Source organism: Streptomyces sp. NPDC006476, from assembly GCF_040612015.1.
Classification (GTDB): domain Bacteria; phylum Actinomycetota; class Actinomycetes; order Streptomycetales; family Streptomycetaceae; genus Streptomyces; species Streptomyces griseorubiginosus_B.
On sequence record NZ_JBEXPK010000022.1, the window covers coordinates 1 to 16,867 of the forward strand.

Here is a 16,867-nt window from a genome sequence, read left to right on the forward strand (position 1 = left end):
GACCAGCGTCAGGTGGACTGGCAGTTCACCAACCACGACGCACGCATCAAACTGCGCCACCTCTACCCCAGAAATTAGCTGCGACAATCTACTAGTCACCCGGCGGGCGCCCCACGTGATCCCTTAATCACGTGGGGTGCGCCCGGCGGTCCGTGAGACCCTTGGTGTCAAGTGACCGCCGACCGAAAGCCACGTAGTGACCGCCACCGACCGCTCCATCGAACTCATCCACACCGCCGCCCAGGCGGCCGCCGACAAGCTCGCGCACGATGTCATCGCCTACGACGTCAGCGACGTCCTGTCGATCACGGACGCCTTCCTGCTGGCCTCCGCTCCCAACGACCGCCAGGTCAAGTCGATCGTCGACGAGATCGAGGAGCGGCTGCAGAAGGAACTCGGCGCCAAGCCGGTGCGCCGCGAGGGCGACCGCGAGGCCCGCTGGGTACTGCTCGACTACGTCGACATCGTCGTCCACGTCCAGCACAGCGAGGAGCGTGTCTTCTACGCCCTGGAGCGGCTGTGGAAGGACTGCCCCGAGCTGGAGCTGCCCGCCGACGCCAAGGCCACCCGCGGCAAGGGCGAGGAGCACGCCAAGCTGCAGGCTGCCGAGGAGGCAGCCGACCTCGGCGGTGAGTGGTGATGAGCGCCACCGGTGAGGTGTCCACCGGCCGCCCCGGGCGGGGCCGCCGCGTCATCCTGTGGCGGCACGGCCAGACCGCGTGGAACGTGGAGCGCCGCTTCCAGGGCACCACGGACGTGCCGCTGACCGAGTCCGGGCTGGCTCAGGCCCGCCGGGCCGCCCGGCTGCTGGTCTCCCTGGCGCCGGACGCGATCGTCGCCTCCGACCTCCAGCGCGCGGCCCACACGGCGGCCGAGCTCGCCGCGCTCACCGGCCTGGAGGTCACCCACGACGAGGGCCTGCGCGAGACCTACGCGGGCGTCTGGCAGGGGCTGACGCACAAGGAGATCATCGAGCGGTACGGCGAGCAGTACGCCGCGTGGAAGCGCGGTGAGCCGGTCCGCCGGGGCGGCGGCGAGCTGGAGACCGAGGTTGCCGACCGGGCGGCCCCCGTGGTGCTCCGGCACGCCGAGAAGCTCCCCGACGACGGCACGCTGGTCGTGGTCAGCCACGGCGGGACGATCCGCACCACCATCGGGCGCCTGCTCGGTCTGGAGGCCCACCACTGGGAGAGCCTCGGCGGTCTCTCCAACTGCAGCTGGTCGGTCCTGGGCGAGGGCGCCCGCGGCTGGCGGCTGCTCGAGCACAACGCCGGCACCCTGCCGGAACCGGTGCTCGGTGACGACGACTGAGCGGATTTCACTTTCCGGCAGGTCGCAGGCTAAAGTTCTTCTTGTTCGCCCCGCCGAGCGGGGAGAACGAGGGAACACGGGGCTATAGCTCAGTTGGTAGAGCGCCTGCATGGCATGCAGGAGGTCAGGAGTTCAATTCTCCTTAGCTCCACAAACTTCACACCGGGATCCCGCCTCCGTCAGGAGGCGGGATTTCTCGTTGGCCACACCCGCTCGCTGCGCTCCCGGAGCAGCGCCACCTTCGTCCGTGCCGCCTCGTCCTCGGGCGTGTAGACGACGATGCGGCACTCCGGCATCCCGTCGATCTGCAGCGACTGCGAGCCCATCCGCAGTTCGCCCACCGCCTCATGACGGAACGTCTTCACCCGCGGCCCCGGAGGTGTCACCTCGCCGCTCGCCCACAGCCGGGCGAAGTGGGGACTGGCCTCCGACAGTCCGCTGATGAACCCCTCCCAGGCCGGCTCGCCCACGTGGCGGCCGTACCAGGACCGCAGCGTCGCCACCATCAGCGGCAGCTCGCGGTCGCGGTACACCACCGGGCAGGCCTCCTCCGGCAGTGTGAACAGCGTCCACAGCACGTTCGGTACGCCGATCCGGAGCGTTTCCGGCACCAGGAACAGGGCGCGGTAGGCGGCGTTGGTGGCCAGGACGTCGTACCGCGAGCTGTAGACCACCGCCATGAGCGGGTCGAGGGCGTCGATGATGCTCTGCACCTCCGGCCCGACGGACTGCGTCAGCCGCTCCGGGTCCGGTTCGAAGGGCACCTCCGCCAGCCGGTACAGATGCTCCCGCTCCGGCGGGTCCAGCCGCAGTGTGCGCGCCACCGCGTCCAGGACCTGCGCGGAGGCGTTGATCGGGCGGCCCTGCTCCAGCCATGTGTACCAGGTCACGCCGACGCCGGAGAGCTGGGCGACCTCCTCGCGGCGCAGGCCCGGTGTGCGGCGTCTGAACCCCGGGGGCATGCCGACGTCCGCCGGAGTCACCCGGGCCCGCCTCGTGCGCAGGAAGGCGGCCAGCTCCGGCCGCTTGCGATGTGTCGTCGTCATCGTCACGTCCCCCGTCACGTCCCCGTCGTACACCCATCCTCAATGCCGGGCTTGTCCGCTGCCAGGTGCTGTCAGTACCAGCATCGGCGGGCTCTCGGCACCCGTACCGAGTCGTCGTCAGGCTCGACGGCATGACGACGACCACGCCCGGGACGGGGCCGGGTTCCGTCCCGGCTCCACGCCCCGCATCCAGTAAAGCCCCCGCCACTGACAACCGGTCCCGGCAACTGCTCGCGCTGGTGCTCGCGGCCCAGTTCATGGCCCTGCTCGACGTGTTCATCGTGAACGTCGCGGCTCCCACCATCGGCACCGAACTCCACGCCTCCGGCTCCGACTTGCAGCTGGTCGTCGCCGGATACGCCATCACGTACTCGGTGCTGCTGATCACCGGCGCCCGCCTCGGCGACCGGCTGGGACACGGCCGGGTCCATCTCGCCGGGCTCGCCCTGTTCACCGTCGCCTCGCTGGCCTGCGGACTGGCCCGGGGGTCGACCGAACTCATCGTGTTCCGGCTGGTGCAGGGCGCCGGATCGGCCGTGATGATCCCGCAGGTGCTCAGCCTGATCCAGCGCACCTTCACCGGCGAGGCCCGGGCCCGGGCGCTCGGCGCGTACTCAGCCGTCATCGCCGTCGGCGCCGCCGCCGGGCAGGTCGTCGGCGGACTCCTGGTCAGCGCCGACCTGTTCGGCACGAGCTGGCGGCCGGTGTTCCTGGTGAACGTGCCCGTGGGCCTCGTCCTGCTGGCCGTCGGCAGCCGGGTCCTGCCGGCCAGGGACTCGGCCGCACCGGAGCGGGCGCGCGGCCTGGACCTGCCCGGTCTGCTGCTGCTCGGCGCGGCCGTGTCGCTGTTCACGGTGCCGCTGGTGCTCGGCCAGGAGCAGGACTGGCCGCTGTGGTCCTGGCTGTCCCTGGCCTGCGCGGCGGTCCTCTTCGCGCTGTTCAGCCGTTACGAGTCCGGGCTGGCCCGGCGCGGCGGCGCCCCGCTCATCGCACCACGGGTGCTGCGGCAGCCCGGCATGGGCCTGGCGGTGTTCCGCATCCTGGCGGTCATGGCCGTCAACGGCGGTTTCCTGTTCGTGCTCACCCTGCACGTCCAGGGCGGCCTCGGATACAGCGCCCTGCGCGCGGGCCTCGGCTTCGCGCCGACGGCGGTCGTCTTCGGCGTCGTGGGACTGACCTGGCGCTCCTGGCCCGCGTCCTGGCAGCGGCTGCTGACGCCGGCCGGTTTCGTGGTGACCGCCCTGTCCGTGATCGGCGTGGGGCTGCTGCTGAAGGGCGGCGACGACGGCGGGGCCGCACTGTACGTGGCGTACGCCGGTGTCGGCGTGGGCATCGCGCTCGGCTTCAGCCCGACCCTGACCCGGGCGCTGGCCACCGTCCGGCCGGAGGACGCGGCGGACGCCAGCGGCCTGCTCGCCACGGTCGCACAGCTGGGACAGCTGACCGGAGTCGCCGCGTTCGGCACACTGTTCTTGAACCGGCTTGAGTCACTTGGGGCCCCGGGGGCGTATACCTCTGCGGAGGCGCTTCTGGCGTGCATGTTCGCGCTGGCCGGTACGGCCGCGGTGGGTGCCGTGTCCGGACTGGTACTGAGGCGTCGCTGACCGTATCGGTCCGGCCGTGGCAGAATCAAACGGCCGGAAGGGGGCGCGGCCCGACGGGAGGGAGCAGTGATGCCTGCGAGCATCCTCGAGGAGGACGGCCACCTCCTCGAAGCGGCGTCGACACGGGACACGGTCACCCGCCTGAGCTGCCCTTCCTGTGGTTCCGCCCACGTCGCGCAGGTTCTCGGCGACAACGGCGGGATCTCCTACGTGTGCACGGCCTGCGGCCACAGCTGGAGCTGAACGATGGGTGCACACAGGCGGAAGTGCGACTGGTGCGGCAGTGGTACGCCCATCGTCCGCGACATGGAACCGGTCAATCCCGACTACCAGTACTGGTGCGAGGAATGCGCGCGGGCGCTGATCATAAAGGGCGACCCGATCGAGACCTACCGCGAGCTGGAGGGCGAGCCGATCTACGGCCGTCTTCTGGAGGAACACTGCACGCTCAAGCGGTTCTACTCGTTCGTGACAGCCTGACCCCGTCCCGCGCGCGGGCCTCGGGCAAACGATTTGGTGTTCCACCCGGTCGACCGTGTAATGTTGGCGTCGCCGCCGGGGAAACCGGGCGGAACACACCGCAAGGGGCTATAGCTCAGTTGGTAGAGCGCCTGCATGGCATGCAGGAGGTCAGGAGTTCAATTCTCCTTAGCTCCACAGCAGATCCCGCCGGATCATCACGATCCGGCGGGATCTTTTCTGCGTTCAGGGGGAGTTGACTTCCGGGAGTCGGCGCAAACGGAAGGGCCGCCCGGTCGGGCGGCCCTTCGACGTGCGCGTGCGGCTCAGCGGCCCAGGGCGCGCCGTCCGCGGCCCTGGGAGAGGACCGGCAGGTTGCGGGCGGGGGCGCGGGGCGTCTCCTCCTCGATGCGCAGGGCGAGCGCAGGGCAGCGGCGCACCGCGCGGACCGCCTTGGCCTCCGCGTAGCGCGGCACCTGCGCCTGGGCGACGGTCGGGAAGCCGTCGGCGCCCAGCTCGAAGACCTCCGGGAGGATGTCCGCGCACAGCCCGTGGCCCCGGCACAGCGTCCAGTCGACGTAGATCTTCTGGCGGCTGGCCCCGTTGTCCGCAGGGGCCTCCGCGCCGCCCGGGATGCCTGTAGGCATCTTGCCACCCTCGAAGAGCGGCAGAACGCCCTCCACGGGCCGTCCGCAGCCGTTTCCGAGGACATGGGCGGCCAGGTCGTCGGTGAATGCCTTGATGGTCGACTCCAGGAACATCGCGGAGCCGTCCGGGTGCGAGCACGCACCGCGCCGCTTGACGTTCTTGGCGACCTGCTTGAGGGCCTCCAGGGCGGCCGGACCGCCGCCGTTGATGATGTCCTCCATGCCGCGCGCGGCGGCCGGCAGACCGAGGTAGCAGGGACCGCACTGGCCCGCGCTCTCCTCGGCCAGCCACTGCGCCACCCGCAGCGACTCGCCGAGCGGGCAGGTCTCCTGACTGATCGGCAGGATCGCGCCGGCGCCCAGCGCACCGCCCACCGCGTCCAGGGAGTTGCGGGAGATGACCGCCTCGTTGACGGTCGCCGCGTCGATCCACTTGCCGTGGTAGCCGCCGGTCAGCACGCCCTGCGGGACCGGCGGGGCGCCGGCCAGCTGCAGCACGTAGCGCAGCGGCACGCCCGTGGGGACCTCGATCACCATGGGGCGGGCGACCGCGCCGGAGACGGTGAGCATGACGGTGCCCGGCTCGTCGTACAGGCCGGTGTTGCCGTAGCGCTCGGGGCCGATGCGGGCGGCGATGGCCAGCTGGGCGAAGGTCTCGGCGTTCGACAGCAGCGTGGGCGCACCGCCGACGCCGTTCTGCGAGGCGCTGACCTTGCGGCCGGGCGGGATCGCCGGGCCGCCGTCGATCGACCGGATCAGCGACGCGGCCGCACCGGTCACCATGCGGACCGGGTTGCGCTGGACGAACGCCTTGAGGGCCGAGCGGCGGCTGTTGCTCAGGCCGCGTTCGGCGAGGGCGGCCTCCATGGAGCGCTGGGTGGACTCCCGGGTGACGCCGATCACGAGCGTGCGGGCGCCCAGGGCCTCGGCGCACAGCAGCGCGCCGTCCAGGATGAGGTGCGGGGCACGGTTGATGAGCACCGTGTCCTTGCGGCAGGCCGGCTCGTCCTCGCTGCCGTTGACGACCACGACGGGCCGCACCCCGCGCTTGATCGCCACTTCGGCGACCGAGCGCAGCTTCTTATGGAAGGGGAAGCCCGCGCCGCCGCGGCCCTTCAGGCTGATGTTCTCGGCGAGCTTGGCGAGTGCCTCGCCGCCGAGGGGGTCGAGCGGCCCATGCACCTTGAGGTGCATGGGCAGATCAAGTCTTTCGACAAGGTCGAAGCCCGACGTGAGCTGCGGAAGACCGACCACGCGGACTTCTGGAACGTCGGGCAGGGCCTCGTTCACCTATAGCCTCCGGAAGGCGTGTTCCAAGGTTCGCCCGAACCCGATGCGTCGAACGACTCACCGGGGGGTTGATTGGCGGGACCGCTGTTGTACGTGTCGTTCGGGTTGTACGTCCCGTAGAGGTTGTTTGTCTCACCGGTGTCGTACACATCACTGCTTTGGTACGCGGTGGTGCCCGAATTGCCATAGGTAGGGATGTTGTATCCGGTGTCCTGCATCGGGTCGTACGCCGACGGTGGCGCCTCGCCGACCGGAGGCGGAGTGGGGACCGGCCAGGTGCCCGAGGTGCTGCCGCCGGTGTCCACGCGCGGGATGCCCCCCGTGCCCTGCATGTCCGGCAGGTCCATGCGGGCCGTCTGGTCGGCTCCGTAGGGCTGCTGGGTGCGCTGCTGGGGCGTGACGGCGCGGTAGGCGGCCGCGAAGCCACCGGTGGAGTCCGGGGGCATCGTGCGCGAAAAGCCGGTGTCGTAGAACCCGTTGGTGGCGGGTGGGGTCATCGTCTCCGTGGGGGCCTGCCGCGGTGCGCGCATCTCGTAGCCCGGCAGTGCGGACGAGGCCTTGGCCACGCGCGCGCGGCTGGACTCGAGATCGTCGCGGGCGGCCGTCGGCTCGTTGCCGAGCATCATGGCGAGCCGGTCGGCGACCCTGCGCTTGAACGGGCGCGGGGCCGCGCGCAGGGCGAGGGCCGCCATGATCCCGACCAGGCACAGCTCGTACGAGATCATGAAGAAGGGCTTCGCGGGGCGGCCCGCGAACAGGCCGTGGATCACCGCGAAGCACAGGGCGGGGTAGGCCAGCATGTGCATCGCGCGCCAGCGGGCCGCGACCGGCGCCGGGGAGGCGAACTGGTTGCGCAGGGCGCCGGTGACGCCTACGAAGATCATCAGGTAGGCGGCCATAGAGCCCATGCCGATCAGGGCGGCGCTGTCCGGGTTCGCGTCCCCGCTGCCGGAGAACACCAGACCGAACGGGATCAGAGTCGCGATCCAGCTGGCGTGGTCGAGCGCGATCTTTTCCCCGATGTGGACGATCAGGAACGCGATGGATGCGACGGCGGTCACCCGGTGGATGCCCTGCGCCACGATCCGCTGGCGGATGTTGAGGATGAGCCGGTCCTGGGCCACCAGGCCCCAGATGCACGAGCAGGTGAGCAGGACGAGCGACAGCACGCCCGCACCGAAGTTCAAAAACTGCTGCAGCCAGTCGCCGCCGGCCAGCACGACTATGGGTATGAGCAGCAGGACGACAGCCGTCGCCACCCCATAGGCCGACCGGCCGGGCTTGGGGAGCGAGCTGTTACTACGACGAGGGTTCATGGGGGCAACTCCGAGCAGTTTCGGGAAAGCGGTCCCGCTGCCGAACTCTAAGTGGCGCCATACCGATCGGTACGAGGTTTGAGTTATTGCGCTGTTACCTAAGGACAACGCAGTCGTTGTGATGTCCGGATGTCGGGTGTTACGCGAAGTAACTTTGACCGTGATTCAGTTGTGGCACCGGGCGTGCGCCCGGTGCCAAGGACCCATACGGAAGCGCGTCGCATCGTGCTCAAGCGCTGCGGTACCCTAACGCCATGCGTGCCGTACGCCTTCTGCTTAGCGGGCCGCGCTGATCAGTCCCGACCACCGGGCGGACCGGATGGTTCGGAATCGGCGCGGCGTCCCCTCCTGTGCGAGGGGATTTTTCGTTTCCGGCAACGAGCAGCCGCTGGCAGAGACGACCGATGGAGCTTGAGGATCATGAGCGAGACGAACCCCGCTGCCACCGCCGAGGTGGTCGCGCCGCACCGCTACACGGCCGCGATGGCGGCCGAGATCGAGGCACGCTGGCAGGACTTCTGGGACGCCGAGGGCACGTACGCGGCGCCGAACCCCAAGGGTGACCTGGCCGGCGACCCGGAGGTCGTCGCCCGCCCCAAGAAGTACATCATGGACATGTTCCCGTACCCCTCCGGTGCGGGCCTGCACGTCGGCCACCCCCTGGGCTACATCGCCACCGACGTCTTCGCGCGCTTCCAGCGCATGACGGGCCACAACGTCCTGCACACCCTGGGCTTCGACGCCTTCGGCCTGCCCGCCGAGCAGTACGCGGTGCAGACCGGCACGCACCCGCGTGTCTCCACCGAGGCCAACATCGAGAACATGAAGGTCCAGCTGCGCCGGCTGGGCCTGGGCCACGACAAGCGCCGGTCGTTCGCCACGATCGACCCGGAGTACTACAAGTGGACCCAGTGGATCTTCCTGCAGATCTTCAACTCCTGGTACGACGACGAGGCGGACCGGGCCCGTCCGATCTCCGAGCTGATCGCCCAGTTCGAGACCGGTGAGCGCGTCGTACCGGGCCACACGCGCGCGTGGCACGAGCTGAGCGCCACGGAGCGCGCCGACGTCCTGGGCGGGTTCCGGCTGGCCTACGCCTCCGACGCGCCGGTCAACTGGTGTCCGGGCCTGGGCACCGTGCTGGCCAACGAGGAGGTCACCGCCGACGGCCGCTCCGAGCGCGGCAACTTCCCCGTCTTCAAGGCCAAGCTGCGCCAGTGGAACATGCGCATCACCGCCTACGCCGACCGGCTGCTGCGGGACCTGGAGGCGCTGGACTGGCCCGAGGCGATCAAGCTGCAGCAGCGCAACTGGATCGGCCGCTCCGAGGGCGCCCGCGTCGACTTCCCGATCGACGGCGAGCGCATCACGGTCTTCACCACCCGCCCGGACACCCTGTTCGGCGCGTCCTACATGGTGCTGGCGCCTGAGCACCCGCTGGTCGAGAAGTTCACCCCGGCCGCCTGGCCGGAGGGCACCCACGAGGTGTGGACCGGCGGTCACGCCACGCCCGCCGAGGCCGTCGCCGCCTACCGCGCGCAGGCCGCCTCCAAGTCCGACGTGGAGCGGCAGGCCGAGGCCAAGGACAAGACCGGTGTCTTCATCGGCGCCTACGCGACCAATCCGGTCAACGGCCGGCAGGTCCCGGTGTTCATCGCCGACTACGTGCTGATGGGCTACGGCACCGGCGCGATCATGGCCGTCCCGGCGGGCGACCAGCGCGACTTCGAGTTCGCGCGCGCCTTCGAACTGCCGATCGTCTGCATCGTCGAGCCGACCGACGGCCGCGGCACCGACACCTCCACGTGGGAGGACGCCTTCGCGTCGTACGAGGCGAAGATCATCAACTCCTCGAACGACGACATCTCCCTGGACGGCCTGCCGGTCGCCGAGGCCAAGGCGCGCATCACCGAGTGGCTGGAGCGCAAGGGCATCGGCGAGGGAACGGTCAACTTCCGGCTGCGCGACTGGCTGTTCAGCCGCCAGCGCTACTGGGGCGAGCCCTTCCCGATCGTCTACGACGAGGACGGCGTCGCGCACGCCCTGCCCGAGTCGATGCTGCCGCTGGAGCTGCCCGAGGTCGAGGACTACAGCCCCCGCACCTTCGACCCGGACGACGCCGACACCCAGCCCGAGACCCCGCTGTCGCGGAACGAGGAGTGGGTCGACGTCACCCTGGACCTGGGCGACGGTCCGAAGAAGTACCGCCGTGAGACCAACACCATGCCCAACTGGGCCGGCTCCTGCTGGTACGAACTGCGCTACCTGGACCCGCACAACGCCGAGCAGCTGGTCGACCCGGAGATCGAGCGGTACTGGATGGGCCCGCGCGCGGGCATGCCGCACGGCGGCGTCGACCTGTACGTCGGCGGCGCCGAGCACGCGGTGCTGCACCTGCTGTACGCCCGCTTCTGGTCCAAGGTGCTGTACGACCTGGGGCACGTCTCCTCCGCGGAGCCGTTCCACAAGCTGTTCAACCAGGGCATGATCCAGGCCTACGTCTACCGCGACAGCCGGGGCATCGCCGTGCCGGCCGCCGAGGTGGAGGAGCGCGACGGCGCCTACTACTTCCAGGGCGAGAAGGTCTCCCGGCTGCTGGGCAAGATGGGCAAGTCCCTGAAGAACGCGGTCACTCCGGACGAGATCGCCGCCGAGTACGGGGCCGACACCCTGCGCCTGTACGAGATGGCGATGGGTCCGCTGGACGTCTCGCGGCCGTGGGACACGCGCGCGGTGGTCGGCCAGTTCCGGCTGCTGCAGCGGCTGTGGCGCAACATCGTCGACGAGGCGAGCGGTGAGGTCACCGTCTCCGACGCCGAGCCCGACGAGGACACGCTGCGGGCCCTGCACAAGGCGATCGACGGAGTCCGCCAGGACCTGGAGGGCCTGCGCTTCAACACCGCCATCGCCAAGGTCACGGAGCTGAACAACCACCTGACCAAGGCGGGCGGAACCGTGCCGCGCTCGGTCGCCGAGCCGCTGGTCCTGCTGATCGCGCCGCTGGCCCCGCACATCGCCGAGGAACTGTGGCGCAAGCTGGGCCACACCGACTCGGTCGTCCACCAGGACTTCCCGGTCGCCGACCCGCGGTACGTGGTCGACGAGGCCGTGACCTGCGTCGTGCAGATCCGGGGCAAGGTCAAGGCCCGCCTGGAGGTGCCGCCGTCCATCTCCGCGGAGGAGCTGGAGAAGGTGGCGCTGGCCGACGAGAAGGTCGTCGCGGCACTGGAGGGCGCCGGGATCCGCAAGGTCATCGTGCGTGAGCCGAAGCTGGTGAACATCGTTCCCGCGTAACCGTCGGGCAGGTGGGGCGGGCGACACGTCCGCCGTCTCCGGGTAGTCCCCTAAGGGCAGGATCCGGGTCTTCCACGGGCAGGTTCGGGGTTCTTCTGGAACTCCGGACCTGCCCGTCTCGTTTACCGTGGAAGAGCCGCGCGACATGTCGCGACAGCCCGGAGGAGGAGCACAGTGGAAGCAGTGATCGCAGTGTTCGCCCTGCTCTTCGTCCTCTTCCTGGTGCTCGGCGCGTACGCCACCGTCAAGGTGATCGGCGCCGCCAAGCGCGGCGTGGACCGCACCATCGACCAGGCCCGGCGCACGGTCGAGGACCACACCCTGCGCGCCAAGAGCTTCGTGCAACAGGGGCCGGCGGCCGAGGTCGCCGCGCTGCGCCTGAAGCTGCGCACCTCGATGCGCGCCACCCAGGACGCGCTGCACGCGGGCGCCCGGGACGACCAGTCCCTGAAGGAGTCCCTTGACCTCTTCCGGCGACTGAGCGTGCACGGGCACGAACTGGACGGCGAGCTCAAGCGCCTCGAGGGCGAGCCCGACCGGGCGACCCTCGCCCAGCGGCTGCCAGACCTGCGCGCCCGCACCGAGCGCATCACCCAGTCCGCCGACTCCCTGCGCTGGGCGGCCCGGGACCGGGCCCACCGGTTCGCCGCGGACGACCTGGACACGCTGAGCGCCCAGATCGACGTGGAGGCGGGCGCCCTGCGGCACTGGACGAAGGAGGAGCCGTCCGCCGCCCCGCCGCCGTGGCCGGACGCACCGGCCGCCGACAACGCGAGGGCGCAGCAGACCTGGCCGGAGACACCGCGCCGAGCCGAGGAGCCGAAGCGGGCCGCCATCACCCCGCCGGGACAGCGCCCGAGCTACCCCTGGCAGAAGAAACCCCGTCCCGAGAGCACTACTTGATCCGGTCAAGGGCAGACCAGGTGACAGGGGTCGGGCTGCCGTACGGGCACTACGCCAGGTAACCTCCAGCTCATGTCCCGCCATGTCGCGATCGTCACCGATTCAACGGCCTACCTGCCGCCGCGGACGATGGAGCGCCACGGCATCACAGCGGTCCCCCTGACCGTGGTCGTCGGTGGCCAGGCGCTGGACGAGGGCACCGAGATCTCGACCCGTTCGCTGGCCCAGGCACTGCAGAAGCGGCGCCCCGTCACCACCTCGCGGCCCAGCCCCCAGCTCTTCGCCGAGACCTACCGCAAGGTCGCCGAGACCGGCGCCACCGGAATCGTCTCCCTGCACCTCTCCGCCGAACTGTCGGGCACCTACGACGCGGCGGTCCTCGCGGCGCGTGAGGCGCCGGTGCCGGTGCGGGTGGTGGACACCGGGACGGTCGCGATGGCGCTCGGCTTCTGCGCGCTCGCCGCCGCGGAGGCGGCCGAGGCGGGCGGCACGGTGGACGAGGCCGTCACGGCCGCGGAGAAGCGGTCCGCGGGCACCTCCGCCTACTTCTACGTCGACACCCTCGACTATCTGCGCCGGGGCGGTCGGATCGGCGCGGCACAGGCGCTGCTGGGTTCGGCGCTGGCCGTGAAACCGCTGCTCCAACTGGACGGCGGGAGAATCGAACTCCTCGAGAAGGTCCGGACCGCGTCCAGGGCGATCGCCCGGCTGGAGGAGATCGCGGTCGACCGGGCCGGCAGCGCGCCGGTCGACATCGCCGTCCACCATCTCGCCGCCCCCGACCGGGCCTCGGCGCTGGCGGACCGGCTGCGGGCGAGGGTGCCCGGGCTGGCGGACCTGCATGTGAGCGAGGTTGGGGCGGTGATCGGGGCGCACACCGGGCCCGGACTGCTGGGGGTCGTGGTCTCGCCGCGGTGACGGTGACGTTGATCGGTTCACCCGTGCGGGTGGCGGAGTTGTCCACAACCGGTGGGTAATCCCCAGGAATTGAGCAAGATCATCGCGGTGGTGGCGGGGCGGGTGATCCTCGCCGCATGGCACTTCGATCACGTTCACGCACAGCGACCGTCTCCAGCGGCCCCGGACGCGGCCCCGCCACGGACGGCCGGATTCGCCATCGCCGCGCACCGGCAGGAAGCCGGGGGCGGGCCCGGCATCGGCATGAGTCGGCGGAGGAGCTCCGTCGGCGGGCGGAGGTGCTGTTTCCCGAACGGCCGGAGGGATGGCGGGGGTTGGGGCCACCGGGGCCGCCGGGACCGCCCGAGGAGGACGGGGGTGACTTGCCTCAGGAGGGGCGGGACTGCCCTCAAGGGGAGGGGCGGGGCTTTCCACCGGCGGGAGATGTGGCCGAACAGACCGAGGTCCGGCGGCCGGTGGAGACCTGGCGGGCGCGCGTCGGACCCGCGCTGCGGGAGCGGATGCCGGTGTGGTTGCAGACGCGGTGCGGGCTGGAGCGGCGGAGCGTGGTCGCGCTCGGGGTGCTGCTCGTGGTCGCCGCCGTGTTCGCCGTGCAGCACTTCTGGAGCGGGCGGCCGCAGTCCGTGCGGGCACCGGAGGTGGTGCCGGCGGCGGTGCCGCTCGGTGAAGGGAAGGGCGGGGAGGGGGAGTTCGGGCAGGGGAGGCTCGGCGGCTGGAAGACTGACGGAGAGTCGGGTGCGGGTGGCTCCGGCGGTGTGACGCGGGCCGGAGGTATGGCTGGGGCCACCGCCGGCGCCGAGATCGTCGTCGATGTCAGTGGCAAGGTCCGCAGGCCCGGGATCCAACGGCTGCCGGCCGGTTCACGGGTCGTCGACGCCCTGCGCGCGGCCGGTGGCGTGCGGCCCGGCACGAACACGGACGGACTCAACCGGGCCCGTTTCCTCGTCGACGGCGAGCAGGTGGTCGTGGGCGGGCCGGCCGCTCCGGCGCGCGGTCCGGCGGGTGTTGCCGGTGCGGCCGGCGGTGGTCCGGCAGGGGCGGCCTCAGGGGCGCCCGTCGCCCTCAACACGGCGACCGTGGACCAGCTCGACACCCTGCCGGGCGTGGGCCCTGTCCTGGCCCAGCACATCATCGACTACCGCACACAGCACGGCGGCTTCCGCTCGGTGGACGAGCTGCGCGAGGTGAACGGCATCGGCGACCGCCGCTTCGCCGACCTGCGGAATCTGGTGCGGCCATGAGCCGCGACCCCGTTCGGCCCGGGAACGGTACGGATCACCGCGCCGACAACCGGGCCGACAACCGGGCCGACAACCGGGCCGACGCCCGCGCCGCCGTCCACGCCGCCTCCGGAACCCGCCTGGGAGCGGCCCACCCCCGGCAGGAGGGACCGACGGACCTGCGCCTCGTCCCACCCGCGCTCGCGACCTGGGCGACGGCGGCGCTGACACTGGACGCCCCGCCAGGGTGGGGCACGGGCATCGCAGTGCTCTGTCTTGGCGCTGCGGGTCTGCTGCTGTTGGCGGGGAGACGGGTGGTGGCGGGCGGCCGTACTGGGAGAGGTGCATGGCCGCGGACCTCTCTCGCCGCCCTGCTGCTGTGCGTCACCGCGGCCGCCGTGTCCGCCGGGTTGCACGGTGTCGATGTGCGCCGTGGGCCCGTGCCGGAGTTGGCGCGGCGGTACGCCACCGTGACGGCCGAGGTCGAGGTGACCCACGACCCGCGGGTCACCCGGCCCAGGGTGAGAGGGGACCACGCAGCCCCGGCCTCCGTGCTGGTCGAGGGAGAGGTGCGCCGGGTCGAGGAGGCGGACGGAACGGTCGTGGCGACGCGGGCGCCCGTGCTAGTGATCGTGAACGTCGCGTCGCGAGAGGCGAAAGCCGACAGGGCGGACGCCGCCGGGTCGGCAGCCGGCAGGTCGGCAGCCAGTAGGGCGGAAGCCGGCAGGGCACCCTCCGTCGAGGGCCCGCCCCGGTCGCCCTGGCTCGAGTTGCTGCCCTCCACGCGGGTGCGGGTCGTGGCGCGGGTCGTGCCCGCGCTGGTCGGTGGGGACCGGGTCGCCGGGGTGTTGCGGGTCCGGGACAAGGGCGTGCCGGAGGTGGTGGGGGGACCGTCGGCGGCACAGCGGTTCGCCGGGCGGTTGCGGGGCGGGCTGCGGGAGGCGACCGACGGATTGCCGGAGGACGCCCGGGCCCTGCTGCCGGGGCTGGTCGTCGGCGACACCTCGCGGATCGGCCCGGAGCTGGACGAGGCCTTCGAGGAGACGGACCTCGCGCACACCCTCGCGGTGTCCGGAAGCAACCTCACGATCATCCTGGCCCTGCTCATCGGACCACCCGGCATGGCCCAGTTGGTGGAGCGCCGAGGGCTCGCGCCCAGGCTCGGCATTCCGCTGCGCGCGACCGCGGTGCTCGGCGGCGCGCTCACCCTCGGGTTCGTCGTCGTGTGCCGCCCGGACCCGAGCGTGCTGCGCGCCGCCGCCTGCGGAGCCGTCGTCCTGCTGGCCCTGGCGACCGGGCGCCGCAGATCGCTGATCCCGGCGCTGGCGACGGCCGTCCTGCTGCTGGTGCTCTACGACCCCTGGCTGTCGCGGAGTTACGGCTTCCTGCTCTCCGTGCTGGCCACCGGCGCGCTGCTCATCCTCGCCCCGCGCTGGAGCGAGGCGCTGCGACGGCACCGGGTTCCGCCGAGGCTGGCCGAGGGGCTGGCCGCGGCGGCCGCGGCGCAGGCCCTGTGCGCGCCGGTCGTCGCCGTGCTGTCGGCGCGGGTGAGCCTGGTGGCGGTGCCCTGCAACCTGCTCGTCGAGGTCGCCGTCGCCCCGGCGACCGTGCTGGGCTTCGCCGCACTGGCGACGGCGCCGGTGGCGATGCCCGTGGCCGAGGCGCTGGCGTGGTGCGGGAGTTGGCCCGCCGGGTGGATCGCGGGTGTCGCCCGCGCCGGGGCGGCTTTGCCCGGCGGGGGAGTGGACTGGCCCGGCAGCTGGGGCGGGGCGCTGCTGCTGGCCCTGGTCACGGTGGTCGTCGTACTGGTCGGGCGGCGGCTGCTGCGGCACCCGTGGCTGTGCGTGGCGTGCGGGCTTCTGCTGCTGCTCGTCGTCGTGCAGCCACCGCCGCTGACCCGGGTGATCACGGGGTGGCCGCCGCCGGGATGGCGGTTCGCGATGTGCGATGTGGGCCAGGGCGATGCGACGGTGCTCGCGGCGGGGGACGGCGCTGGTGTGGTCGTGGACGCCGGGCCCGACCCCAAGCTGGTCGACCACTGTCTGCGCACGCTCGGGATCACCCGCGTCCCGCTCGTCGTGCTCACCCACTTCTTCTCCTGGTAGTTGTGGCGACTCTCATCGAGAGACAGCCGGACCGGAGCATCGGAGTCGGGAGCGCGTCGACAGCTGTACGCCCCCTCCTAGGAGGGGGCGTACAGCTTCCTGTGCTTGTGATGTTCTCTCAGATACGCCTATCACTAACGCGCTTGATGCCCTGGTACAGCTTTTTCCTGGAGATGAGAAATATGAGGAACAGGCCCCCTGCGGCGGCAATCTTTCCTGGATCCAAGGGTTTCCGGGTCCTGGTCTCTGTGACCGCCCCTTCGTGTTGATCCTCCGTGCCAGCAACCTGTCGTGGAACAAGGAGTTTTGAGGCTCCGGTTTCTGCCTCTGCCCTTTCCTGCGGATCTTCAGCAAGATGAACGGTGTTTGCGCCGTCCTTTCGGAGCCTGTTAATGATCGATACCGCGACAAGGAACGTCAACTCGATCAGTGTGGCGTCAACGTGATAGAGGCCGACGAGTGTGAGCCCGGCGACCTCGAAACATGCAAGTGTAATTACGGTGACCTTGTTCCAGCCTCCAAGGATGTCGGACAGGGTCCGAGCAAGGTCCCCGAGTCCTGCGGCGACCAGGATGACGAGGATCAGGTGCTGATGCAGTGCGATCAGCACCAAGCTGGATGCGAGGAGCGATACGATCACCGCGCCGGTCCAGGGGTTACCGTCCGGCAACGGTCCGTGTTTTTCCTTGCGTGTTCCTTCCTGAGCCGCGCTAGACTCAGTTTCCATCGAACCTCCAGTAGGTCCGTGGGGGCG

At 70.9% G+C, this 16,867-nt stretch carries 13 protein-coding genes, 2 tRNA genes and 1 pseudogene; 12 read left to right on the forward strand and 4 right to left on the reverse strand.

What is annotated here, in order from left to right; all coding sequences use genetic code 11:
* Window positions 1-196 precede the first annotated feature (196 nt).
* The 3 genes from rsfS to ABZZ74_RS24750 all read left to right on the forward strand — a co-directional run bounded on the left by rsfS (window position 197) and on the right by ABZZ74_RS24750 (window position 1,462).
* Window positions 197-640 carry a ribosome silencing factor gene (gene rsfS, locus ABZZ74_RS24740; protein WP_208783010.1) on the forward strand — a complete coding sequence of 148 codons (444 nt, stop codon included), beginning with the start codon at window positions 197-199 and terminating at the stop codon, window positions 638-640.
* Entirely contained in the window at window positions 640-1,311 is a 672-nt protein-coding gene (locus ABZZ74_RS24745; RefSeq protein ID WP_356768376.1) for a histidine phosphatase family protein, read from the forward strand. The genes rsfS and ABZZ74_RS24745 overlap by 1 nt, the downstream gene beginning before the upstream one ends.
* 78 nt (window positions 1,312-1,389) lie before the next feature.
* Window positions 1,390-1,462, forward strand: a tRNA-Ala gene (locus ABZZ74_RS24750).
* A 28-nt stretch (window positions 1,463-1,490) separates the two neighbouring features.
* On the opposite strand, the gene ABZZ74_RS24755 is transcribed toward ABZZ74_RS24750, so the two are convergent.
* Window positions 1,491-2,357, reverse strand: a complete 867-nt coding sequence (locus ABZZ74_RS24755; protein ID WP_356768378.1) for a helix-turn-helix transcriptional regulator — start codon at window positions 2,355-2,357, stop codon at window positions 1,491-1,493.
* 239 nt (window positions 2,358-2,596) lie between these two features.
* Between ABZZ74_RS24755 and ABZZ74_RS24760 the strand changes: the two genes are divergently transcribed.
* The 4 genes from ABZZ74_RS24760 to ABZZ74_RS24775 all read left to right on the forward strand — a co-directional run bounded on the left by ABZZ74_RS24760 (window position 2,597) and on the right by ABZZ74_RS24775 (window position 4,618).
* Window positions 2,597-3,961 carry an MFS transporter gene (locus ABZZ74_RS24760; RefSeq protein WP_356768616.1) on the forward strand — a complete coding sequence of 455 codons (1,365 nt, stop codon included), beginning with the start codon at window positions 2,597-2,599 and terminating at the stop codon, window positions 3,959-3,961.
* Window positions 3,962-4,030: 69 nt separating this feature from the next.
* Window positions 4,031-4,204: a hypothetical protein gene (locus ABZZ74_RS24765; RefSeq protein ID WP_133041029.1), complete on the forward strand. Its 174-nt coding sequence runs from the start codon at window positions 4,031-4,033 to the stop codon at window positions 4,202-4,204.
* Between the two features lie 3 nt (window positions 4,205-4,207).
* A complete protein-coding gene (locus ABZZ74_RS24770; RefSeq protein ID WP_003976229.1) occupies window positions 4,208-4,441 on the forward strand; it encodes a hypothetical protein in 234 nt (77 codons plus the stop codon).
* A 104-nt stretch (window positions 4,442-4,545) separates the two neighbouring features.
* Window positions 4,546-4,618 (forward strand) — tRNA-Ala (locus ABZZ74_RS24775).
* Between the two features lie 128 nt (window positions 4,619-4,746).
* Here the strand turns inward: ABZZ74_RS24775 and ABZZ74_RS24780 are convergent.
* Window positions 4,747-6,357 (reverse strand): NADH-ubiquinone oxidoreductase-F iron-sulfur binding region domain-containing protein, encoded by a 1,611-nt coding sequence (locus ABZZ74_RS24780; RefSeq protein ID WP_356768380.1) that lies wholly within the window; start codon window positions 6,355-6,357, stop codon window positions 4,747-4,749.
* The gene (locus ABZZ74_RS24785) at window positions 6,354-7,673 is read right to left on the reverse strand and encodes a ferric reductase-like transmembrane domain-containing protein (protein ID WP_356768382.1); all 1,320 of its coding nucleotides are present in this window, start codon (window positions 7,671-7,673) and stop codon (window positions 6,354-6,356) included. The genes ABZZ74_RS24780 and ABZZ74_RS24785 overlap by 4 nt, the downstream gene beginning before the upstream one ends.
* Before the next feature lie 420 nt (window positions 7,674-8,093).
* On the opposite strand from ABZZ74_RS24785, the gene leuS reads away from it, so the two are divergent.
* From leuS to ABZZ74_RS24810, 5 genes and pseudogenes are all read left to right on the forward strand, one after another.
* Window positions 8,094-10,967 (forward strand): leucine--tRNA ligase, encoded by a 2,874-nt coding sequence (leuS, locus tag ABZZ74_RS24790; protein WP_356768384.1) that lies wholly within the window; start codon window positions 8,094-8,096, stop codon window positions 10,965-10,967.
* A gap of 174 nt (window positions 10,968-11,141) precedes the next feature.
* On the forward strand, window positions 11,142-11,870 hold the full coding sequence (locus ABZZ74_RS24795) for a hypothetical protein (protein WP_356768386.1): 729 nt from the start codon (window positions 11,142-11,144) through the stop codon (window positions 11,868-11,870).
* A 72-nt stretch (window positions 11,871-11,942) separates the two neighbouring features.
* Window positions 11,943-12,788, forward strand: coding sequence for a DegV family protein (locus tag ABZZ74_RS24800; protein ID WP_356768388.1), 846 nt, complete (start codon window positions 11,943-11,945; stop codon window positions 12,786-12,788).
* A 116-nt stretch (window positions 12,789-12,904) separates the two neighbouring features.
* A complete protein-coding gene (locus ABZZ74_RS24805; RefSeq protein ID WP_356768390.1) occupies window positions 12,905-14,029 on the forward strand; it encodes a ComEA family DNA-binding protein in 1,125 nt (374 codons plus the stop codon).
* A gap of 119 nt (window positions 14,030-14,148) precedes the next feature.
* Window positions 14,149-16,101: pseudogene (locus ABZZ74_RS24810) on the forward strand (ComEC/Rec2 family competence protein); the annotation flags it as partial.
* 130 nt (window positions 16,102-16,231) lie between these two features.
* Here the strand turns inward: ABZZ74_RS24810 and ABZZ74_RS24815 are convergent.
* Complete coding sequence (locus ABZZ74_RS24815; RefSeq protein ID WP_356768392.1) at window positions 16,232-16,840, reverse strand: hypothetical protein; 609 nt, start codon at window positions 16,838-16,840, stop codon at window positions 16,232-16,234.
* Between the last annotated feature and the right edge of the window lie 27 nt (window positions 16,841-16,867).